The sequence below is a fragment of the Candidatus Regiella insecticola LSR1 genome, assembly GCF_000143625.1.
GTDB lineage: Bacteria > Pseudomonadota > Gammaproteobacteria > Enterobacterales > Enterobacteriaceae > Regiella > Regiella insecticola.
Window position 1 is genome coordinate 326,841 of the sequence record NZ_GL379589.1, and the last position, 23,002, is coordinate 349,842.

The window sequence follows — 23,002 nt, forward strand, 5'->3', positions numbered from 1 at the left end:
AGCTTGTACAGATGACTGCTTTACTTTTTTTATCAACGAGCACTTGTGTTTTTAAGGTGTGTCGTTTCTTTTTTCCTGAGTAAAACGGCTTTTGTTTTTTTGGGGACGTTCAATCGGCGTTTCTGTGGCATCAATAAGAACCAGCTCATACTCCCTATCCCTTTTTAATACAGCTTTGCGTCCAGGTAGGGCAAAATCAGGATGCTTTATTAGCGTATTCTCTATCCATTTAATCGTTTCATAGCATGTGCTCTCACTCACGCCATAGCTTTGGCTGACATGAAAATAAGTGCGATATTCTCGTATATACTCCAGTGCCATTAATAAGCGCTCTTCTAAACCCCGCTTGGGTTTCCGACCTCCTTTCCCTTGCTTACTCTTATCTGCTTCATTCAATATCTTTATCATCTTTTCAAATGTACTGCGTTTAACACCCGTTAAGCGACGAAATTTTTCCTCTTCCAGTACTTTTATTACTTCATATTTCATGGCGGCTCCTTGTTCAGGAGTGTTTTACCAAAATTCTTATATGAATGCTAGTTTCCGAAGAGGTCTATTCAACCCTTTTATCTGATCACAGTGAAATCGTGCTTAACGACGATGCGGTGAAACATGTCAGTCTTGTGCTACGTATGAAAAAAGGACAATTGCTGCACTTATTTGACGGTAGCAATCGACTTTTTACTGCTGAAATTATCCGGCTGGATAAAAAAAAGGTATTTGTTCGAGTGGATGCAGGCTGTGTGGAAGATCGTGAATCGCCTTTACATTTACATCTAGGGCAGGTTATTTCGCGGGGCGAAAGAATGGAATTGACTATCCAAAAATCTGTTGAATTAGGTGTCAATGTGCTGACCCCCTTGTTTTCAGAACGTTGCAGTATCAAGCTATCAGAGGAACGTTTGGAGAAAAAAAATCAGCAATGGCGAAAAATAGCTATCGCGGCCTGTGAGCAATGTGGTCGCAATGTTATTCCTGAAATTCGTGCGGCTATGTCTCTGTCCGATTGGTGTCAACAACAGGATGACAGCTTGAAATTAACGCTGGATCCGCAGGCAAAAAAACAGATGAATACTTTACCGCTATCCGTAGATAAGATTCGTTTACTGATAGGCTCAGAAGGCGGTTTATCTGCTGATGAAATTGACATGACGTTTAATAATGGCTTTGAAGGTATCCGCATGGGGCCACGTATTTTTCGCACAGAAACGGCCGCCATTGCTGCGATTACTGCGATTACTGCGATTACTGCGTTACAGTTGCAGTTTGGTGATCTGGGGAGGGGAAAAAATGATCAAGCTTGGTATCGTGATGGATCCTATTTCATCGATAAATATAAAAAAAGATAGCAGTTTTGCGATGCTGCTAGAAGCGCAACGTCGTGGCTGGGAACTGTATTACATGGAAGTCGTTGATCTTTATCTAGAAAATGGTAAAGGTAAGGCATGTATGCGTCCAGTGGAAGTCACTGACGATCAGAAAAATTGGTATCAGTTTGGTAATGAGCAGGATCTGCCATTAGATGAGCTTGACGTTATTCTGATGCGTAAAGATCCCCCCTTTGATACTGAATTTATTTATGCCACTTATATTTTAGAGCGAGCGGAAGCTGAAGGCTCTTTAGTGGTTAATAAACCGCAAAGTCTGCGCGACTGTAATGAAAAATTATTTACCGCTTGGTTTCCTGAATTAACGCCACACACGCTGGTAACGCGCCAAAAAGAAAAAATCCGTGCATTTCATCAAGATCATGAAGATATTATTCTGAAACCGTTAGACGGTATGGGAGGAGCATCAATTTTTAGGATAAAAAAAGATGACCCGAACCTATCGGTTATTATTGAAACCTTGACGCATCACGGTCAACATTTTTGTATGGCGCAAAATTTTTTGCCGGCTATTGCAGAAGGCGATAAGCGTGTATTGGTTGTGGATGGTGAACCTGTGCCTTATTGTTTAGCACGTATCCCGGCTCAGGGTGAAACCAGAGGTAATTTAGCCGCTGGTGGGCGTGCTGAAGCAAAGCCACTGAGTGAAAGTGATTGGCAGATTGCGCGTACCGTTGCTCCGCGGTTAAAAGAAAAAGGATTGATTTTTGTTGGATTAGATATTATTGGCGATCGTCTGACTGAAATTAATGTCACCAGTCCAACCTGTATTCGCGAAATTGAGGCGGCGTTTTCGATTTCTATTACTGGTATGCTAATGAACGCCATTGAAAATATCATAGCTAAGAAACAACGGTAATGATTAATCGCACTATTATGGCTTTTGATTTTGGTACTAAAAGTATTGGTGTCGCTATCGGCCAAACTATCACAGGTACAGCAACGGCTTTATCGGCATTGAAAGCACGGGATGGCATTCCTGATTGGTTGCAGGTAGAAAAATTACTGGGGGAATGGCAACCGGAATTAGTGGTAGTTGGATTGCCCCTGAATATGGACGGCACTGAGCAACCCTTAACAAGCAGAGCCCGTAAATTCGCCAATCGTTTGCACAGTCGTTTTAACGTAAAAATTGCATTGCATGATGAACGCCTTAGTACAGTGGCTGCGCGGGCTCATTTGTTCAATCATGGGGGATATCGGGCGCTGGATAAAGGCAACGTTGATGCTGCCTCGGCTGCTGTTATTTTATGCAGTTGGTTTGAACAACATGCACAATAATTTAGCAAAATTCGCCGGAAACCATAACCCAATGCGGGCGGGGATATAAGGCCTGATTCTGAACATATTTCTTAACAACTTAATGTCAGCTATTAATTTTAGGAGAAGAGGAGGTCATTTTTTTCTTCAATTGGAGTATACGTTGATAATTATCCTCAATTATGTCCGGATGAATTTTGCCTGATATTACTACTGCACGGTAAATGAGATCGATGATGGCTTCAGGGTTTTGCCAATCTTCAGCTGGTTGATTCGAAACTGACGGATGGCCAAAAATCAACATATTGACGCCCGCATTGATAGAAAGTTCGAGTGCTTCCTCCAGCGTATAATTATCTTGAATCGCTTTCATCTGCATGCAGTCGCTGACAACAATCCCCTGAAACCGGATTTTTTGGCGCAATATTCCTTCTATTATCGCTCGAGATAGGGTGGCAGGTTTGCCGCTGGGATCGAAGGTGAGATGGGTAACATGTGCCGTCATAACCATGGAGCAAGCATCTTCCTGATTCAGTAAGGATTTATACGGCCCTAATTCTTCTGATTGCCAAGTTTTCGTCACGTCGACAAAGCCCTTATGACTATCGCCTGCGGCGCTACCATGTCCTGGAAAATGTTTATAAGTACAGTCTATTGTGGCATTTTTATGAGCTTGAGAAATTAATTGGGCATTCTCTGCTACTTCTTTTGGTAACGCTGAAAAACTGCGTTCTGCGCCGGCAATAAAGGTTTCTGGCCTATGTAAATCAACAACTGGGGCAAAATTGGTATTGACCCCCGCATCTACCAATGTTTCAGTCATGCTTTGAACTAGTTGTTGTTTTTGCTTAATAGGCAGCTGGGCAAACTGTTGAGCAGAGTAGGTTGTTGGAAAATAATGATGCTTGAACCGATTGACCTTTCCACCTTCGTGGTCAACCGCAATGATTAAATGTTGGCCAGATTTTGCTGCCAAACGTTGCAAGTCTGTTGTTAATTGTTTTACTTGAGCGGGATTTTCAATATTCCGCAGGTATAGAACAACACCCCCGATCTCTCCGTTTTTGATCAGGTGAGCAATTGGACTGTTCTCTTCTACCGTAGTGCCATGAAAACCCACAATCAGCATTTGCCCTATTTTTTCTTTCAATGAGACTTTATCCGGCAACTTCTCTGTTATCTCTGATGGAGATAAGCAGCCAGTAATCTTATTATTTCCACCCTAGAATTTGGGAGGCTGCTCCGTAGTCATACGGATTCCTGATAATAATTCTGCAATCTTGCTATTTGGTGGATTTTTTTCCCCCAGAAATGGCATATCACTCGTATCATTTGAGGGAACTCGAGGGCAAAAACCATAAGTCATAAGAAATTTCCACTTAATCTATAAATAAACAATAGTAAGCACAAAAAACCTAAATAGGAAAAAATCTTGTAAACAGATGTTTCGCTCTGTTATACCCTTTGCCTTTCAAGTTACGGCGGCTTCAAAGACGAAGGGTATAACCTAAATCATTCTGATCACTCCAAGGTACCCACGATATCCAAATCAATATTATCGGGTATCTCATTATAAGAGAGGACATTTAAGCCTTCAGCAAACAGCCGAGCATAACGCGCGATGATCGGCCTGATTTGCGGTGCTACCAATAGTATCTGCGTGCCGCCTTGCGCTTTCATTTTTTCTTTAATGATCGGCATATCTTTTTGTAACTGATTTAAAATATTAGGGTCAACAGGGAAATTATCTAGCGCGACTTTACTGGTTTGCTGAGCATGGTTTAATGCCTCGAGCAATATGTTTTCTAGCTTATTATTGATGGTATAAACCGGTAGATCTTTTTTACCTTTATTTAATTCGTTGACGATAGCATGACGTAACGCATAGCGCACATCGGCGGTCAATAACATCGGATCTTTGGTTATCGCCGCGCTTTCTATCAGTGTGGCCGCAATACGTACGATATCTTTTAACGGCACTTGCTCAGCCAATAGTTGGCGATAGATGCGCAATAATTGACTAAAATTTAGCGTCGTGGCCAGATCTTCGGCTAAACGGGGTGATAATCTAGCCAATCTTCCGTGCAGTGGCGTAATATCATCATAATTAAACAACTCGGGCAGATGGTGACGTACGACTTTATTGACATGGGTCGCCAATACACTCGCACAATCGACCACCTGATAGCCTAGCCCTAGCGCCTGAGGTTTCTCCTCAGGATCAATCCAAACAATGGCGATGCCATAAGCCGGATCGTTATCCAATATTCCATCGATTTCACCGTATAACTCAGGGTGGGGATAGCCATCAATTTATCGACATGCACTTCACCCTCGGCGACCTTGACGTTATTAATGTTAATAGAATAGACCTCTTCGGAAACTATCATTTATCTAATTTCCATGTTATAAATTGCAGCAATCAGATTAAATCTTAATCCAAAACGTTTTCGCCTGTTTCGATAACGGTCTGATACAATTTTAAATCTTTTAATCATACCAATGACATGTTCGTTTAATACACGCTGGCTTGATAACGCACGATTGTTGCGTTTATCTTCTTTTGTTAAGGGATTTTTCTTTGTCTTTTTCTTAGGCAACGCCGAGTTTGAATGAATCTTGCCAAGCCCTTGGTAACCTGTATCGGTAACTGTTTTGATGTCAGGATGTATTCGCACACCAGACTCCTTAAACAACCTAAAATCATGGCGCCTCCCATTCGTAAAGCTTGTACAGATGACTGCTTTACTTTTTTTATCAACGAGCACTTGTGTTTTTAAGGTGTGTCGTTTCTTTTTTCCTGAGTAAAACGGCTTTTGTTTTTTTGGGGACGTTCAATCGGCGTTTCTGTGGCATCAATAAGAACCAGCTCATACTCCCTATCCCTTTTTAATACAGCTTTGCGTCCAGGTAGGGCAAAATCAGGATGCTTTATTAGCGTATTCTCTATCCATTTAATCGTTTCATAGCATGTGCTCTCACTCACGCCATAGCTTTGGCTGACATGAAAATAAGTGCGATATTCTCGTATATACTCCAGTGCCATTAATAAGCGCTCTTCTAAACCCCGCTTGGGTTTCCGACCTCCTTTCCCTTGCTTACTCTTATCTGCTTCATTCAATATCTTTATCATCTTTTCAAATGTACTGCGTTTAACACCCGTTAAGCGACGAAATTTTTCCTCTTCCAGTACTTTTATTACTTCATATTTCATGGCGGCTCCTTGTTCAGGAGTGTTTTACCAAAATTCTTATATGAATGCTAGTTTCCGAAGAGGTCTATTGGATTATGGCTATCCTTACCGCCTGCTACCGCTCAATCACTTGGTTCGTTAGTTGATATCGAAGGGATCCGGGGTAATCAGTTGGTCGGTTATAGCTTGGTGGTGGGATTAGACGGAACCGGAGATAAAAATCAGGTTAAATTTACCGGTCAATCCATGGCAAACATGTTGCGTCAATTTGGCGTACAGCTGCCAGCAAAGATTGATCCTAAAGTCAAAAATGTCGCGGCAGTCGCTGTCAGTGCTACTCTGCCATCGATGTATGGCCGTGGTCAGTCAATTGATGTTACGGTTTCATCCATTGGTGATGCTAAAAGTTTGCGCGGTGGAACACTATTATTGACACCGTTACGTGGTGCCGATGGTGAAGTTTATGCTTTGGCGCAAGGCAATTTGGTCGTGGGTGGGGTGAAAGCGGAAGGCAATAGCGGCTCCAGTGTGACGGTCAATACCGCCACCGTGGGGCGTATTCCCAATGGGGCGAGTATTGAACGCCAGGCGATCAGCGATTTTCAAACCAACAACCAAGTGATCCTCAATTTAAAGCAACCTAGCTTTAAATCGGCCAATAATGTTGCGGGTGCACTGAATCGAACATTTGGTGCTAATACCGCAATGGCGCAAAGTGCCACTAACGTGGTAGTCAATGCGTCCCAAGATCCTGGTGCGCGTGTGGCTTTTATGTCGATGTTGGAAGAGGTACAAATTAATGCGGGCAAACCGACACCACGCATCATATTTAACGCCCGTACTGGCACGGTAGTGATTGGCGATGGTGTCGCCGTGCGAGCGGCGGCAGTCTAACTGTAAATATTCGTGAAGATTACAAGGTCAGTCAACCCAATGCGTTAGCTGGGGGGGAAACGGCAGTGACACCGCAAAGTGATATTGATGTGATGGCTATTTTGCAAGCATTACATGAAGCCGGGGCATTGGATGCTGAATTAGTTGTTATTTGAGGAAAAATAACCATAACAGTAAATTAAATACTGCAATCGCATCAAAAATAGCTGAAGAAAAATCCCCGGGTTTTTTGAGAGATTTAATTCGTCAAGCTTATAAAAATAAATAGCATCGAATAGCCAATCTATAGTGCTCGTTAATATTATTAGTCAAATCAGTTTAGTTTGATTTATACCCTTCGCCTTTGAAGCTGCCGCGTTGTTGGCTGCGGGTGTTCGCCGAATCACGTAGTATGTCTACGCTCATCGGTCTCACCCCCTTGCCGCCTAGCGGCAACTTCAAGGGCTGTGGGTATAAGTGTTGTCGTCGCTTGCCGTACTATTTGTATTGTCTGCGCTCCTCCGCCTTGAATCAAATTAAACTGATTCAGCTCTATCAGGCTGTTAAGCCTAAGTCAGAGTGAGTCGTTTTGCTGTTAAAGATGAAATATAAAAAAACGATTTATTATTATTGGTTAATACGCAGGAAAATGTCGAGATGGGTGATCTTCATATTATAACAAGTGGATTAAAAGTTGCCCAAGCCGGGTTAAAAACTGTTGAAACGAATATGGGAAATAAACTGAATTCAAACTATTCAAACCAAGAGATGACGATCAGTACCACTGGCCCTGGCTTAAATAGTGGTATCAATCCGGGCAATGGGGCGAAAATTGAGGGGATTTACCGTAGGGTCAATGAATCTCATATTAAGCAAGAATCACAGACGAGTAGCGAGTATCATTATTCTGAAACCATGAGTGACTCTTTAACGTCACTGGAAAAGTCTGTTACCGTTAATTTAAAAAACCGATTGCAATTAAAGCTGAATGATTTTGTTGTCCAATTATCCGAAGCCGAACTTCATTCTACAGATAAAACTACCCGTCTTTCAGTCATCGAAAAAGCCAAGGGGCTGGCATCCACTTTTAATGATTTTAATCAACAGATTAATCAACAAAAAGAAAATTTGGCTGAAAAAAGTAAATCTGTGGTTAACGATATCAATCAATTGTGCGCTCAGATCGCTCAGGCTAATCAAAAAATCATCGAATACCAAAGCAATGGCACTACTAATAATAGTTTATGTGATCAACGCGATGCTACTGTGAGAGAACTCAGTACTTTATTGGAAATGGATCTGCATAGAGATGCTAAGGGTCAGTATAATATTTCGTTGAAAGACGGCAAGCAGTTAGTGGATGGTAATATGGCAAGAAAGCTGGAACTCACGCCATTACCACAGGGAGGGCAAACAGTAAAATTGCACTATTCACACACCTCTGATGCCATTAATCCCGCTTGTGGGGGACAATTAGGCGCCATAAACGATCTCGCTTTCGAGACGCTAAGCGATCTGCAAAAAAATATTCAGACTATTGCACAAACCCTCGCTGATAAATTTAATCAGCAGCTACAAGCGGGGTATGATTTAAATGGAAATAAAGGTGAGCCATTATTCAAGTTTTTTAATAATGATCCTCAAGGGAAAATATTGCAAGTTGAGCAAATCACCCCTGATCAATTAGCCTTTTCTGCTGATGCTACTTTGCCTAATGATAACGGCAATATAAAAGAATTAGAAAATTGTCTCATTCTCAATAAAGAAGTACGCATTAATACTATGAGTGAAATGACGATTAGAGAGACTCTCGATGCAGTGATTAATCAATTTACGATGGGAGTAGCAGGACATCAAGAAGTCACTAAATTAGCAAAAATGAATTTGGAAGAAATATATCAAATACGTACAAGTCTCAGTGGAGTAGACGAAAATGAGCAATACGCAAAATTTATGGAATTTACGCAACATTATCAATCCATGATGGAATTAATATCGTCTTATAAAAAGATATTTGATTCACTGTTAGCAGCAATAAGATAATCAAAAAGGGGAAATCATAGATGAATACTTCTGTTGGTTTTATAGAAAATGGAATGAGAAATCCTATTGCGGTGATACAAAAAGAGATTAATCGAACCTCCAAACAAATTGAAAATGAAAAACAAGTGAATTGCCCTTCAGAAAATCCTATCGCCAGTGCTTATAACACGCTAATAGAGCGCGAAATAAAACAGCTGGGATCTTATAAGAAAATTAATCAACATCTCACCTCTAGCTTTTCGAGCCAAAAAAATTCTATGGGGAATATTGAAGACACATTAAATAGGATAAAAGATATATTATTGCTGGTAGCAAATGATGTGCACTCCACTGAAGATAGGCGGGTTTTTGGTCAGAAATTAGCGGGGAATATTGAGCGGATAATGTCGAGTCTTAATGCTCAAAATGAGGAAAGGAATTATCTTTTTGCTGGCACTAAAAGCAATGAGCAGGCAGTGAAGGAAAGCAGTGGCAGTTATAGTGATAACGGTAATCAACAGTATAAAGAAGTGAGCGTAGATAAGAATAGACGCATGAAAACTAACGTTAATATCACATCTGCTTTTTCAACCAATAATGACACTCGCTTGGATCTGCTCGATAGACTCAAAAAGCTCAGTGATGATATGAAACAGGACAAACCTCTGGCTGATTATCAAGGTGAAATCAATGATCTCTTGGAGCCAACCGAAAATGCGATAAACAGTATCATCGCGGCAAACGCTGAATTGGCAATACGAATAGAAAGTCTAGCCTCGTTAGATAAAAATCAACAAACGAAAATTGAACTCCATAAAAATTTATCGCAACAACTTGTGGGAATGAATGAGATAGAAAAATACCAATTCATAGATCGATTACTTGAATTACATTTAAGTAAGGAAGTTTTATCGAAGATCCTTAGTAAAAATAGCGAGTTTAGTATTTGGCAATCTATTAGGTAAAAAAATTTATATGTCGGTAAAATTACAGACCACCGCAGCAGCAAGCAAAGGGCTAAGAAAACAGCGGGCTGTTGCCAAAGTTAATCACAGCAGAGTGCAAAAAAGTCGTCAATTAATCACCACTTTTCCTGATTATCCGCTGATTTCTAGTACGCCATTACGTTATAACGTGCAGCTAAATCAACAGCTCACCTCGGTTCAGCAAGCTTATGATTATTTAATTAAACTCGAATCTCAGTTATCCCATCTGTATTCGATAATAGATCAGGAAAAAGATCTGAATGTGATTCAACAGCAGGCAAATACATTATTCTCATTGTTATTGCAGAGAACCACACTTTCTGCTGGTACTGTGGATAGACAGCTAAAAATTGTATTGGCCGGCAGTGCAAAAGTTAATTTTTTCTCAGATGAGTTTGATAAGTTATTACAACAATCAGCAGGTGAAACCCTCCTCTTTTCTTTAACGGGGCAAAAAGAGGAGATGATTGGGCTGAAGTTGCCAGAACAAAGCTTGCCGAAACAAAGATTACTACAATTAAATAAAGGATTAGGGCGTTTAGGCATTCATGGCCGATACAATGATCATGATCAAGTGGTATTTACCATAAATGAAAGCCGTTGGCGCCGTCTCAATAATCATCTTAAAGTGAAGGGGGAAGGCCACTGTTATCCTGAAAATGAATTTGTTTTAGTCCAATTGCGGCTTGAAAGTGCATTGGAACAACAGATCCAGCACATCATCAGCGATCCTAGCGGTGCTAAAAGCTATCTTGATCAGATAAAAGCTTCTTTACATCAGATAACACAACAGCTGCATTGGCTTGCAATACATAAAAAAAATGTCGGTAACCGTATTACAGCGATGTCTACTTTTCCTGAAGCCGGGACGGCGATATTAGCTTCGCATGCTTTATTTCAGCAGCTCAGTGATGACAATATAAGTTACAGCACACTATCACAAGCCATTAGTGGGCAAGGCAATGTGCGTACTGCGACGGTGAAGAACTTGCTGTTGGGTTATGCCTAAGAGCCTATTCGAAATCTCTTATGCTCGCTGATACTTCGTCAACAACGAGCTCAAAGAAGATTTCGAATAAGCGTTAAATTTGGTAAAAGGCGGATTAACGTACTGAGTATCGGTGGCACGAATCGAAATCTATACCCTTCGCCTTTCAAGTTACGGCTTTGTTGTCTGCGCGGGTGTTCGCCGAATCACGTAGTATGTCTACGCTCATCGGTCGGTCGCCCTGGTCGCCTTGCCGTAACTCGAAATTCATTGGGTATATACCAAAAATGCTCCTGAGGTGTAAAAGTTTTATGCCAAGAGTTTAATACCGTGATCACTGTGATCTTGCGCTGGCTCAAGCGTTAATTCCATTGCTACTATCATGTCATTCAATCGCTGATGAAAAGTTCGCAATGTTGTTTCCAGCTTATCTTGTACTTCTAATGTTTTAATTTTTTCTGCCTGCCAACCTTTACTTTTACTGTATAAACCCAGTTGATAAATATAAGTGAATCCTCCTTCTTTAGGTTTTAGTTCTACCCACCAGCCCCAAAACTGGCGTTTTTCAGCACTCAGTTTCACATTGATGCATATCGCTAAACAATCAAAAAAGAAGTGGTCATTTCGGCATTGATCTTCACGCAAATAGGGTCCTAACAGGGCGAAATTTTTCATCAATTTACTTTTTGGATGAGCATTTAACGTCATTCTTCAATCTCCTTATTTTTATTACAATCTGTTCCAAAGCTTCTTGAGCGACACTCAATTGATGAAATTAATGAGATTCCGTTATTTTAGTATCGGGTAATGTTAAGCGTAGCAGAAGATAACCTGTCACTGCCGCAGCTGTTGAACCCAGTAAAATGCCCAGTTTGGAATAAGTCAGTAATGCGCTATCTACTTCATCAAAAGCCAGTGAAGCGATGAATATAGACATGGTGAATCCGATACCACAGAGTACAGAAACTGCAAAAATATGTTTAAGATTAATTTTATGAGGCAATTTAGCAACACCGGATTTAACCGCTAACCAACTAAAAAGAAAGATACCGAGCGGTTTACCGATGAATAAACCACAGGCAATACCCAAGGGTAATAAAGTGGTTAGACCCGATAGCGACACGCCTGAAAGAACCACGCCTGCATTTGCAAATGCAAATAATGGCAAAATTAAATAAGCAACCCATGGATGCAGACTATGTTCTAATGTTTCAGAAGGGGTAGCTTTTGTTTTAGTATGCAGTGGTATCATAAACCCAAGGATAACGCCAGCTAAGGTAGCGTGTACACCTGATTTTAGTATTGCCACCCAAAGTATGAGTCCTACGCTCAAATATACTGAAGTCTTTCCTATCCCACGATAATTCATGTAACTTAACAACGCTATTGCTGCTGCGGCAACCCAGAGTGCAGGCAAAAAAACCTGATTAGTATAGAAAAAAGCAATAATAACGATAACCCCGAGATCATCAATAATAGCCAAGGCTAATAAGAAAACTTTTAGACTGGTCGGCACTCGGTTACCCAACAGCGCCATCACGCCTAAGGCAAAAGCAATGTCTCTGTGGCGGCAGGAATCGCCCATCCTTGCCGAGTTATCTCATCGGCACCATTAAATAGTAGATAGATCATAGCGGGCGCTAACATGCCGCCTAACGCTGCGATAGCAGGAAAGAGCGCTTTATCATATCCGGCTAGGGATCCTTTCAATAACTCCCGTTTTACTTCTAATCCTACCACTAGAAAAAAAATGGCCATTAAGCCATCGTTAATCCATAACAATAGTGGTTTACTGATATTCAGTGAAGCAATTTTCACCGCAATGGGTAAATCGAGAAACAACTGGTAAACATAATCTAGGGGGCTGTTCGCTAGTATGAGCGCCATAATGGCAGCAACCATTAAAATGAGACCACTGGCTGCCTCTAACCGTAAAAATTGACGAATAATATTTGTCACAATGAATACTCCTTAAGCATCAGACTAAACGCCAGGATTTGGCTGGAAAATAAAGTATGAGCTTGAATTAAATATCAATAAACTTCTTGCATAACCTACTGCGTGGCGCGAATTCTACGTTACGCGGTGCTCATAATAACGAGGGTTGTGGGGGCAGAGTGCTTTGATTTCACTTCCCTCGCTACGGTTTCGCAAGAAGTCTAATTAAAAAACGTGCTGTATAGCCAAATCAGTTTAATTTGATTCTGCGTTGTCGTCGCTTGCCGTACTATTTGTCGCTTGCCGTACTATTTGTACTGTCTCACTCCTGCCGCCTTGAATCAAATTAAACTGATTCGGCTATAATTAAAGATACCAAAACATTTTATTTATAATAGCTCTTTACACTACTGATGTTACCCCCTGATTCATCTGTAAAAGTTGTTGAGTGTAGGTGATCACCGGACAGTGTGATTGAGGTGGCGGCGTTTACCATGGCGGTTTTGATGCCGACTAGGTACGGTTAATTTTTTGAGTTTTTTTAATCAATGAATATTAAATATACCCACAGCCAACAACGCGGTGGCTTGAAAGGCGAAGGGTATATAGCCGAATCAAATTAGACTGATTTGGTTATACGCTGGGACTTGCGCTTACAAGAACGCTCCCACGATAAAAAAATCCTCGCTTTAATCGAGGATTTTTATTTTACTTAGCAAATTTCGATGAAAAAACAACAAGAGGCTCTTAATCAACGCGTTAAATGATCAACAAACTTTTTAACCCGATCTAAAAATTTTTGAGAGAGTGGACTATTTTTTTCACCTGCGCTACCTGAAAAACTTTCGTTCAACTTAGATAACAGCTGTTTTTGTTCTTCATTCAATTTAACCGGTGTTTCAACGATAACACGACAGTGTAAATCACCTGGGCCATCACTACGAACAGATTTAACACCTTTGCCAGCACAACGAAACAATTTACCGGTTTGCGTTTCTGCGGGTATTTTTAATTTAACAGGTCCCTGTAAGGTAGGGACTTCAATTTCACCCCCTAGCGCTGCTAGCGTAAAATTGATCGGCACTTCACAAGACAAATTATTGCCGTCACGTTGAAAAATGAGATGAGGTTTGATCTGCATTTCAACATAGAGATCGCCCGCGGGTCCACCGTGAGTACCCGCCTCTCCTTCCCCCGTTAAACGAATACGATCCCCCGTATCGACGCCGGGGGGAATTTTTACTGCCAGGGTTTTTGATTTTTTTATCCGCCCCAGCCCATGACACTGAGTACACGGATCCTTAATGATAGCTCCCTGTCCATGACATTTCGGACAGTTTTGTTGTATCTTCAAAAATCCTTGACCCATAATCACTTGTCCAGCGCCACCACAGGTCGAGCAAGTCATTGGAGAGCTTCCTGGTTTTGCACCGCTACCATGACAATAGCCACATTTTTCTTGTGTTGGAATGGTGATTTCTTTGGTGACTCCTTTTACTGCTTCTTCCAAAGTTAAGCTAATTGGATAACCGAGATCTGAGCCCTTTGATGGACTACGATTACGGCCTCGTCGAGCACCGCCATCAAAAATATCAGAAAAATGGCTAAATACGCTACCGAAAGCCTCTTCGAATTGCGTATTATAATGAGCTCCGCCGCCTTGCTGATCAAAGGCAGCATGGCCATATTGATCGTACGCGGCACGTTTTTCCTTATTGCTTAAAATTTCATTGGCTTTGTTAACTTCTTTAAATTTAGCTTCAGCATTTTTGTCGCCAGGACAACGATCCGGATGACATTTCATTGCTTGTTTTTTATAGGCTTTTTTGATTTCATTCTCTGTCGCATTTCTGTCGACGCCTAAAATTTGGTAATAATCTTTATCCGCCATTTGTTTTTTTCCTACCCCTCACATGCGTGCACAGGCGTATATCCTTCGCCTTTGAAGCCGCCGCGTTGTTGGCTACGGGTGTTCACCCGAATCACGTAGTATGCCTACGCTCATCGGTCTCACGCCCTTGCCTCCTATAGCCAAAGCAGTTTAATTTGATTTAAGTGTTGTCGTCACTTGCCGTACTATTTGTACTGTCTGCGCTCCTCCGCCTTGAATCAAATTAAACTGATTCGGCTATAGCGGCAACTTGAAGGACTGTGGGTATAGAGTTGCCTCGACGCCCGTGCCGGTTTCCAGCTATAGTAAATATTACTACTGCTGTGCCCGCCGCTTAAGGGCGATTATTTTTTATTCTTCTTTTGTTCGTCATCTTTCACTTCTTCAAATTCAGCGTCAACAATATCCTCTTTTGGTGGGGTATTGTTATTACTATCAGCACCAGCAGCCGGATCATTAGTGTTTTGTTGCGCTGCTATTTCTTGTAATTTGCTAGAGACTTGAATTAACGCCTGGCTCTTCGCTTCTATATCAGCTTTATCTTCACCTTTTTTCGCGGTTTCCAATGCTTGCAATGCTGCTTCAACGGCGGTTTTATCTTCTGCTGCTAGCTTATCACCAACCTCTTTTAACTGTTTTTCTGTGCTATGGGTCAGTTGGTCGGCTTCGTTACGTATTTTTACTAATTCTTCAAATTTACGGTCGGTTTCAGCATTTGCCTCAGCATCTCTGACCATTTTTTCAATTTCCTCCTTACTGAGACCTGAAGATGCTTGAATGGTTATTTTCTGTTCTTTTCCACTATTTTTGTCTTTAGCAGAGACATGCAAAATACCATTAGCATCAATATCGAAGGTGACTTCGATTTGCGGCATACCCCGTGGTGCGGAATTAATACCATCGAGGTTAAATTGTCCTAAAGATTTATTATCGCTAACACGTTTACGTTCACCTTGTAACACATGGATGGTGACGGCAGATTGGTTATCTTCTGCAGTAGAAAACACCTGGCTATGTTTAGTAGGGATAGTGGTATTTTTTGAAATCAGTGGTGTCATTACCCCACCCATGGTTTCAATACCCAGCGACAGAGGAGTTACATCGAGTAACAGTAAGTCTGTTACATCACCAGAAAGCACCCCTCCTTGAATAGCAGCACCGACCGCAACCGCTTCGTCGGGATTGACGTCTTTACGGGGTTCTTTACCAAAGAATTTCTTCACTTTTTGCTGCACCAGCGGCATACGTGTCTGGCCACCCACCAGAATGATATCGCTAATATCACTGACAGATAATTTTGCATCCTCTAATGCCTTTCTCAACGGCTCAATAGAACGGTCAACCAGATCTTCTACCAATGATTCCAGTTTTGCCCGTGTCACTCTGATATTCATGTGCTTAGGGCCGCTGGTATCGGCAGTAATATAGGGCAAATTAACATCCGTCTGTTGAGCAGAAGAAAGTTCGATTTTCGCTTTCTCTGCTGCTTCTTTTAAACGCTGCATAGCTAAGGGATCATTAGTGAGATCAATTCCCTGATCTTTTTTGAATTCAGCTACTAAATAATTAATCATTCGATTATCAAAGTCTTCACCACCGAGATGGGTATCACCATTGGTAGCCAGTACTTCGAAAACTTTATCACCGTCGGTATCATTTATTTCAATGATTGAAATATCGAAAGTTCCCCCGCCGAGATCATAAACAGCGATAGTACTGTCACCTTTATCCAATCCGTATGCCAAAGCAGCGGCAGTGGGTTCATTGATAATACGTTTTACTTCTAAACCGGCAATGCGCCCCGCATCTTTAGTGGCTTGGCGTTGTGCATCGTTAAAATAAGCCGGCACGGTGATAACCGCTGCTGTGACTTCTTCCCCCAAATAATCTTCCGCCGTTTTTTTCATTTTTTTCAGGATTTCGGCAGAAATTTCCGGCGGCGCTTTTTTCTTATCTTTGATATCAACCCAAGCATCGCCATTAGCAGCTTTAACGATTTTATAAGGCATGATTTTTTCATCACGTTGAACTTCTTGATCCTCGAATTTACGACCAATCAAACGTTTGATAGCATGCAATGTGTTTTTCGGATTGGTGACGGCTTGCCGTTTCGCAGGTTGTCCGACTAATGTTTCGCCGTCGTTGGTATAGGCAATAATTGAAGGCGTGGTACGATCTCCTTCCTGATTTTCTATAACTTTAGCTGTCTTGCCTTCCATCACAGCAACACAAGAATTCGTTGTACCTAAATCGATCCCAATAATTTTACCGCTACGTTTTTTTTGTTCAGTCATCTGAAGTTACTCCCAAAGAAATTTATAATCGATATGTGAACGGATTGTTAACTTTAATGGTCTATTAATTTCACCACGCCACAGTATTATTCATTACAGTTAGGAGATAAGATGGGGTCATGCATCCCAGCATCAAGGGGAAAAATGAAAAAATTATTTTTTATCGCGTTAAATCGTTTTTATTTCTCGTTGAAAACAGTTATTTAACACGAGCAACATATTCACCGGAGCGGGTATCAACTTTAACAATTTCACCGATTTGGACAAATAAGGGTACCTTAACGACCGCGCCGGTACTCAAGGTGGCGGGTTTACCACCGGAACCTGCCGTATCTCCTTTTAAACCAGGATCAGTTTCAACAATTTCCAGTTCAACAAAATTAGGTGGGGTGACCGCAATAGGCTGACCATTCCACAATGTCAGAATACATTCGGCCTGTTCAACTAACCATTTCGCATTGTCGCCAGTGGCTTTAGCATCGGCGGCGAGTTGCTCAAAAGTATTATTATTCATAAAATGCCAAAACTCGCCATCGTTGTACAAATAGGTTAAATTCATATCAACTACATCTGCAGCGGCTACGGTATCGGTAGATTTAAAGGTTTTTTCTAATAATTTTCCGGAAATGAGTTTACGAATACGGGTACGAGCAAAGGCTTGGCCTTTGCCGGGTTTAACGAATTCACTTTCAATCACTGAACAAGGTTCCCCGTCTAACATGATTTTAAGACCGGAACGAAATTCGTTGCTAGAATAAGTTGCCATGATGACCCTCTTGAAATGAGTAACTAAATCAAAAAATGACGACCATTGTAACCTTAAATAAGCCAATTATAGAAGATTGGTTGCAACAGCTTGCGAACGTGATCACTGATCCTGATGAGTTGTTGCAGCTTTTGCAATTGGATACCCATCCTGAGCTTCCGCAAGGCAAAAGCGCGCGGCGCCTGTTTCCTCTGCGGGTTCCTAGAGCGTTTGTGGCACTAATGAGAAAGGGTGATGCCAATGATCCATTACTGAGACAAGTGCTCACTTCCTCTGCTGAATTTATCAGCCCAGAAGATTTCATCACTGATCCACTGGCAGAACAGCGCACTGCGGCACCGGGTTTGTTACATAAATACGGTAATCGGGCGCTTTTATTAGTGAAAGGAAGCTGCGCTATCAATTGTCGCTACTGTTTTCGTCGCCATTTCCCTTATCAAGATAATCAAGGCAATAAAAAAAATTGGCAATTAGCCCTAGATTATATTCGCCAGCATCCTGAATTGGACGAAATCATTTTTTCCGGGGGGGATCCTTTGATGGCGAAAGATCGCGAACTCAGTTGGTTAATCGATGCGTTAGAAAAAATTGCGCATATTAAGCGATTACGTATTCATACTCGTTTACCCGTCGTAATCCCCGCACGTATTACTATCGCACTCTGTCAAAAATTTCATGCATCACGTTTACAAATTGTACTGGTGACACATATTAATCATGCTAATGAAATTGACAACGTATTATGCGATAGCATGGCAAAACTTAAAACAAAGGGGGTCACTTTACTCAATCAAAGTGTATTACTCCGTGGTGTCAATGATAACGTCGAGGTGCTGGCTCAGCTTAGCAATGCTCTGTTTAATGCAGGTATTTTACCTTACTACCTTCACGTTTTGGATAAGGTAAAAGGTGCCGCCCATTTTATGGTCAATGATGATGAGGCTCGACGACTCATCAACGGATTATTAGGCTGTATTTCTGGTTATTTGGTTCCACGTTTAGTGAGAGAGATTGCTGGAGAAAAAAGTAAAACGCCGCTGACGCTAAGCTAATACAAAATCAAGGCTCGTTTTTGCAAAACCATAGCGATTTGACAAGTGGTCTAAGAGCCTGTTCAAAATCTTCTTGAGTGACGTTCAATATGAGAAAAAAATGAGCGAAAAAATGCAGTTTCTTTTTATACTTATGCGCTCTTTTTTGACAAAGTATTAGCGAGTACAAGGGATTTAGAATAGGCGCTAATAGACTTCTTGCAAAACCGTAAGTAGGTTATGTAAGCAGTCTAATGATAAACTATCGACAAACCGTTTAAAAAAGATGAAAGGAATACCGTCGTGTCAGATGATTTAAAAAATGACGTGGATCCAGTTGAAACCGGCGACTGGCTACAAGCCATCGAATCGGTTATCCGCGAAGAAGGGGTTGAGCGTGCCTATTATTTGCTTAACCAAGTGTTGAATGCTGCCCGCAAAGACGGCGTTAACATTACCCTGGGTGCCACAGATTATATTAATACTATCACCTTAGAGGAAGAGCCGGCTTATCCCGGCAATCTGGAGCTAGAACAACGTATCCGTTCTGCTATCCGTTGGAATGCAGTAATGATGGTACTGCGCGCATCGAAAAAAGATTTAGACTTGGGTGGCCACATTGCCTCTTTCCAATCTTCAGCGACCTTTTACGAAGTGTGTTTTCATCATTTTTTCCGTGCCCGTAACGAAAAAGACGGTGGCGATTTAGTTTTTTTCCAAGGCCATATTTCTCCAGGGATATACGCCCGTGCTTTTCTTGAAGGCAGGCTGACGAAAGAGCAGCTAAATAATTTCCGTCAAGAAATCGACGGTAAAGGGCTTTCTTCTTATCCTCATCCTAAATTGATGCCCGAATTTTGGCAATTTCCGACCGTTTCTATGGGATTAGGGCCAATCAATGCTATTTATCAGGCAAAATTCCTCAAATATCTCAATCACCGTGGCTTAAAAAATACCTTGGGGCAAAGGGTTTATGCTTTCCTCGGTGATGGTGAGATGGATGAGCCTGAATCTAAGGGTGCAATTACCGTAGCCAGCCGTGAAAAACTGGATAACTTGGTTTTCGTGATCAATTGTAACTTGCAACGCCTGGATGGTCCGGTTATCGGTAATGGTAAAATTATCAATGAACTAGAAGGTATCTTTGCCGGTGCGGGTTGGCAAGTGCTAAAAGTCATTTGGGGCGATCGCTGGGATGCCTTATTACGCAAAGATACCAGCGGTAAATTAATTCAACTCATGAATGAAACCTTGGACGGCGATTATCAAACCTTAAAATCTAAAGACGGGGCTTATGTCCGTGAACATTTCTTTGGACGTTTTCCAGAGACCAAAGCATTAGTCCAAGACATGAGTGATGATGAAATTTGGTCACTCAATCGCGGAGGGCATGATCCCAAGAAAATTTTTGCTGCCCTGAAAAAAGCACAAGACACTAAAGGCAAACCGACGGTGATCCTTGCGCATACCGTCAAAGGTTATGGTATGGGTGAAACCGCGGAAGGCAAAAATATCGCTCACCAAGTCAAAAAAATGAATATGCTGGGGGTTCACCACTTACGTAATCGCTTTGAGGTACCTGTTACCGGTGCCGATATTGAAAAATTGCCCTACATCACTTTCGATAAAGATTCCGAAGAATATCAATACCTCCATGCTCGCCGTGAGGCATTGTCAGGTTATTTACCAACTCGATTAACAAAATTCACTGAAAAATTAACCTTACCCACCCAGGCAGATTTTAGTGCGCTGCTAGAAGAACAAAGCAAAGAAATTTCCACTACCATTGCTTTTGTACGTGTATTGAATGTGTTGTTAAAGAATAAATCGATAAAAGATCGCATCGTGCCTATTATTGCTGATGAAGCACGGACTTTTGGTATGGAAGGGTTATTCCGCCAAATTGGTATTTACAGCCCAGAGGGTCAACAATACACCCCGCAAGATCGTGAACAAGTGGCTTACTACAAAGAAGATACAAAAGGACAAATTCTACAAGAAGGCATTAACGAATTAGGAGCAGCCGCCTCTTGGCTCGCCGCGGCAACATCATACAGCACTAATGATTTGCCGATGATCCCCTTTTACATTTACTACTCGATGTTTGGTTTCCAACGTATTGGCGATCTCTGTTGGGCAGCCGGTGATCAACAGGCACGGGGCTTCCTTATCGGCGGCACCTCGGGTCGTACTACGCTCAATGGTGAAGGTTTACAACACGAAGATGGCCATAGTCATATTCAATCACTCACCATCCCCAACTGCATTTCTTATGATCCGGCCTATGCATATGAAGTAGCCATTATTATGCATGACGGCTTAGAACGCATGTACGGATCAAAGCAGGAAAATATTTACTACTACATCACCACATTGAACGAAAATTACCACATGCCTGCCATGCCAAAGGGGGTAGAGGAAGGTATTTGCAAAGGTATTTACAAATTAGAAACGCTTGAAGGCAGTAAAGGTAAAGTGCAGTTGATGGGATCAGGCGCTATTTTGCGTCATGTGCGTCAAGCGGCGCAGATCTTATCTGAAGACTATAACCTAGGCTCTGATGTGTATAGTGTCACTTCTTTTACCGAATTAGCACGTGATGGTCAAGATTGTGAACGTTGGAACAGGCTGCATCCAACAGAAACACCACGTACACCTTATATCACGCAAGTGATGCATGATGCCCCTACCATTGCTTCGACTGACTATATGAAATTATTCGCTGAGCAGATCCGGAGCTATCTTCCAGCCCGTCAATTTTGCGTATTAGGCACGGATGGCTATGGTCGTTCTGATAGCCGCGAAAATTTACGTCATCACTTTGAAGTTGATGCATCTTATGTGGTGGTCGCTGCCTTAAGCGAATTTGCTAAACAGGGTGACATTGATAGCAAGGTAGTGGCAGAAGCCATCATTAAATTTGGTATTGATGCTGATAAGATCAATCCTCGTTTGGCATAACAGGCTAGCAATATAAAGGTAAAACTATTTATGTCTATTGAAATCAAGGTACCGGATATTGGTACTGACGCAGTGGAAATCACCGAAATTATGGTCAAAGTAGGTGATACGATTGAAATTGAACAATCATTGCTGACCGTTGAAGGGGATAAAGCGTCGATGGAGATCCCTTCTCCTCACGCGGGTATCATCAAAGAAATCAAAGTGGCGCTAGGTGAAAAAATCGAAACGGGCAAGCTTATCATGATCTGTGAGGCAGCTAGTGATAATCATACCCCTGCGCCCGCGGCTGGCAATGTAGAAGAAAAAACCGCTGTGGAAACAGCGCCTATCGCCACGGATAACAGTCATATTGATAAGACAAAAATCGATAACAACGAGGCGGATCACAGTCAAATAGCAAACACTGATGATTTTACCGAAAACTCAGCTTACGTGCATGCAACACCCGTTATCCGTCGCTTGGCACGTGAGGTCGGTATTAATTTGGCAAAAGTGACGGCCACTGGTCGTAAAGGACGCATCCTACGTGAAGATTTACAGCGATATGTAGAAAAAGTGGTCAACGCTGCTGAATCGGGTGCCGTTACTACCGGGGGCTTGCCAGGCATGTTACCTTGGCCGCGAGTGGATTTCAGCAAGTTCGGTGAAGTTGAAGAAGTCGAATTGGGGCGCATTCAAAAAATTTCAGGTGCCAATCTAAGCCGTAACTGGGTCGTTATTCCACATGTCACTCAATTTGATGAAACCGACATCACTGAGCTTGAAGCTTTCCGCAAACAACAAAATAGCGAAGCAGAAAAGAAAAAATTGGCGGTAAAAATCACCCCATTAGTGTTTGTCATGAAAGCGGCAGCCAATGCACTCGAGGCTTATCCACGTTTTAACAGCTCGCTTTCCGCAGATGCACAGACACTCACGCTAAAAAAATATATCAATATTGGTGTAGCGGTTGATACCCCTAATGGTTTAGTTGTCCCTGTATTTCGTGATGTTAACAAAAAAAGCGTTATAGCATTGTCACGGGAATTGGCCTTAACTTCTCAAAAAGCACGTGAAGGCAAGCTGACGGCGGCTGATATGCAGGGGTGCTGTTTTACCATCTCCAGCTTGGGAGGCATTGGTGGTAAAGCATTTACGCCTATCGTTAATGCGCCGGAAGTGGCGATCCTGGGTGTTTCCAAATCTTCTATCAAACCGATATGGAATGGTAAAGAATTTGAGCCGCGCTTGATGTTACCGCTCTCCCTTTCTTTTGACCATCGTGTGATCGACGGGGCAGCGGGTGCCCGTTTTGTTAGCCATATTGGCAGTATCATGGCGGATATCCGTCGTTTGATTATGTAATCATTATCTATACCCACAGTCCTTCAAGTTGCCGCTAGGCGCGGCCAGGGCGTGAAACCGATGA

The 23,002-nt window shown here is 41.9% G+C and carries 15 protein-coding genes and 5 pseudogenes; 10 read left to right on the forward strand and 10 right to left on the reverse strand.

Annotated features, from left to right (window positions below; all coding sequences use genetic code 11):
- Positions 1-489, reverse strand: a pseudogene (locus tag REG_RS02035) (IS5-like element ISRein1 family transposase); the annotation flags it as partial.
- A gap of 44 nt (positions 490-533) precedes the next feature.
- On the opposite strand from REG_RS02035, the pseudogene rsmE reads away from it, so the two are divergent.
- From rsmE to ruvX, 3 genes and pseudogenes are all read left to right on the forward strand, one after another.
- Positions 534-1,280 (forward strand): annotated as a pseudogene (gene rsmE / locus REG_RS02040) (16S rRNA (uracil(1498)-N(3))-methyltransferase); the annotation flags it as partial.
- Between the two features lie 10 nt (positions 1,281-1,290).
- A complete protein-coding gene (gene gshB / locus REG_RS02045; RefSeq protein ID WP_006704263.1) occupies positions 1,291-2,247 on the forward strand; it encodes a glutathione synthase in 957 nt (318 codons plus the stop codon).
- The gene (ruvX, locus tag REG_RS02050) at positions 2,247-2,669 is read left to right on the forward strand and encodes a Holliday junction resolvase RuvX (protein ID WP_006704264.1); all 423 of its coding nucleotides are present in this window, start codon (positions 2,247-2,249) and stop codon (positions 2,667-2,669) included. The genes gshB and ruvX overlap by 1 nt, the downstream gene beginning before the upstream one ends.
- A gap of 85 nt (positions 2,670-2,754) precedes the next feature.
- On the opposite strand, the gene REG_RS02055 is transcribed toward ruvX, so the two are convergent.
- The 3 genes and pseudogenes from REG_RS02055 to REG_RS11795 form a co-directional block, all read right to left on the reverse strand.
- Positions 2,755-3,816 (reverse strand): glycoside hydrolase family 3 N-terminal domain-containing protein, encoded by a 1,062-nt coding sequence (locus REG_RS02055; RefSeq protein WP_006704265.1) that lies wholly within the window; start codon positions 3,814-3,816, stop codon positions 2,755-2,757.
- 353 nt (positions 3,817-4,169) lie between these two features.
- Positions 4,170-5,017: pseudogene (locus REG_RS02060) on the reverse strand (FHIPEP family type III secretion protein); the annotation flags it as partial.
- Between the two features lie 21 nt (positions 5,018-5,038).
- Positions 5,039-5,862 (reverse strand): IS5-like element ISRein1 family transposase gene (locus REG_RS11795; protein ID WP_260200023.1). Its coding sequence is split into 2 segments (ribosomal slippage): positions 5,039-5,475 and positions 5,475-5,862, totalling 825 coding nucleotides; the frame shifts between segments, so codons are not numbered across the junction.
- Positions 5,863-5,928: 66 nt separating this feature from the next.
- On the opposite strand from REG_RS11795, the pseudogene REG_RS02070 reads away from it, so the two are divergent.
- Positions 5,929-6,890, forward strand: a pseudogene (locus REG_RS02070) (flagellar basal body P-ring protein FlgI).
- A 163-nt stretch (positions 6,891-7,053) separates the two neighbouring features.
- On the opposite strand, the gene REG_RS14000 reads toward REG_RS02070, so the two are convergent.
- A complete protein-coding gene (locus REG_RS14000; RefSeq protein WP_260200143.1) occupies positions 7,054-7,176 on the reverse strand; it encodes a hypothetical protein in 123 nt (40 codons plus the stop codon).
- Positions 7,177-7,371: 195 nt separating this feature from the next.
- Between REG_RS14000 and flgK the strand changes: the two genes are divergently transcribed.
- Genes flgK through REG_RS02085 form a run of 3 tightly spaced genes read left to right on the forward strand, consistent with a single transcriptional unit; the run spans position 7,372 to position 10,731 of the window.
- Positions 7,372-8,757, forward strand: coding sequence for a flagellar hook-associated protein FlgK (gene flgK, locus REG_RS02075; RefSeq protein ID WP_039906930.1), 1,386 nt, complete (start codon positions 7,372-7,374; stop codon positions 8,755-8,757).
- A 20-nt stretch (positions 8,758-8,777) separates the two neighbouring features.
- Positions 8,778-9,701: a flagellin N-terminal helical domain-containing protein gene (locus REG_RS02080; RefSeq protein ID WP_006704269.1), complete on the forward strand. Its 924-nt coding sequence runs from the start codon at positions 8,778-8,780 to the stop codon at positions 9,699-9,701.
- Between the two features lie 10 nt (positions 9,702-9,711).
- The gene (locus REG_RS02085; RefSeq protein WP_006704270.1) at positions 9,712-10,731 is read left to right on the forward strand and encodes a hypothetical protein; all 1,020 of its coding nucleotides are present in this window, start codon (positions 9,712-9,714) and stop codon (positions 10,729-10,731) included.
- Between the two features lie 288 nt (positions 10,732-11,019).
- Here REG_RS02085 and crl read toward each other — a convergent pair whose 3' ends face one another.
- From crl to efp, 5 genes and pseudogenes are all read right to left on the reverse strand, one after another.
- Complete coding sequence (crl, locus tag REG_RS02090; protein WP_006704271.1) at positions 11,020-11,418, reverse strand: sigma factor-binding protein Crl; 399 nt, start codon at positions 11,416-11,418, stop codon at positions 11,020-11,022.
- Positions 11,419-11,485: 67 nt separating this feature from the next.
- Positions 11,486-12,669: pseudogene (gene nhaA / locus REG_RS02095) on the reverse strand (Na+/H+ antiporter NhaA).
- Positions 12,670-13,399: 730 nt separating this feature from the next.
- Positions 13,400-14,539: a molecular chaperone DnaJ gene (gene dnaJ, locus REG_RS02100; RefSeq protein ID WP_006704272.1), complete on the reverse strand. Its 1,140-nt coding sequence runs from the start codon at positions 14,537-14,539 to the stop codon at positions 13,400-13,402.
- 344 nt (positions 14,540-14,883) lie between these two features.
- Positions 14,884-16,833, reverse strand: coding sequence for a molecular chaperone DnaK (gene dnaK, locus REG_RS02105; RefSeq protein ID WP_006704273.1), 1,950 nt, complete (start codon positions 16,831-16,833; stop codon positions 14,884-14,886).
- A gap of 199 nt (positions 16,834-17,032) precedes the next feature.
- Entirely contained in the window at positions 17,033-17,599 is a 567-nt protein-coding gene (gene efp / locus REG_RS02110) for an elongation factor P (RefSeq protein ID WP_039906931.1), read from the reverse strand.
- 35 nt (positions 17,600-17,634) lie between these two features.
- Here efp and epmB point away from each other — a divergent pair, with 35 nt between their 5' ends.
- The 3 genes from epmB to aceF all read left to right on the forward strand — a co-directional run bounded on the left by epmB (position 17,635) and on the right by aceF (position 22,938).
- Entirely contained in the window at positions 17,635-18,651 is a 1,017-nt protein-coding gene (gene epmB / locus REG_RS02115) for an EF-P beta-lysylation protein EpmB (protein ID WP_006704275.1), read from the forward strand.
- A 282-nt stretch (positions 18,652-18,933) separates the two neighbouring features.
- A complete protein-coding gene (aceE, locus tag REG_RS02120; RefSeq protein ID WP_006704276.1) occupies positions 18,934-21,591 on the forward strand; it encodes a pyruvate dehydrogenase (acetyl-transferring), homodimeric type in 2,658 nt (885 codons plus the stop codon).
- A gap of 30 nt (positions 21,592-21,621) precedes the next feature.
- The gene (gene aceF / locus REG_RS02125; protein WP_006704280.1) at positions 21,622-22,938 is read left to right on the forward strand and encodes a dihydrolipoyllysine-residue acetyltransferase; all 1,317 of its coding nucleotides are present in this window, start codon (positions 21,622-21,624) and stop codon (positions 22,936-22,938) included.
- Positions 22,939-23,002: the final 64 nt, after the last annotated feature.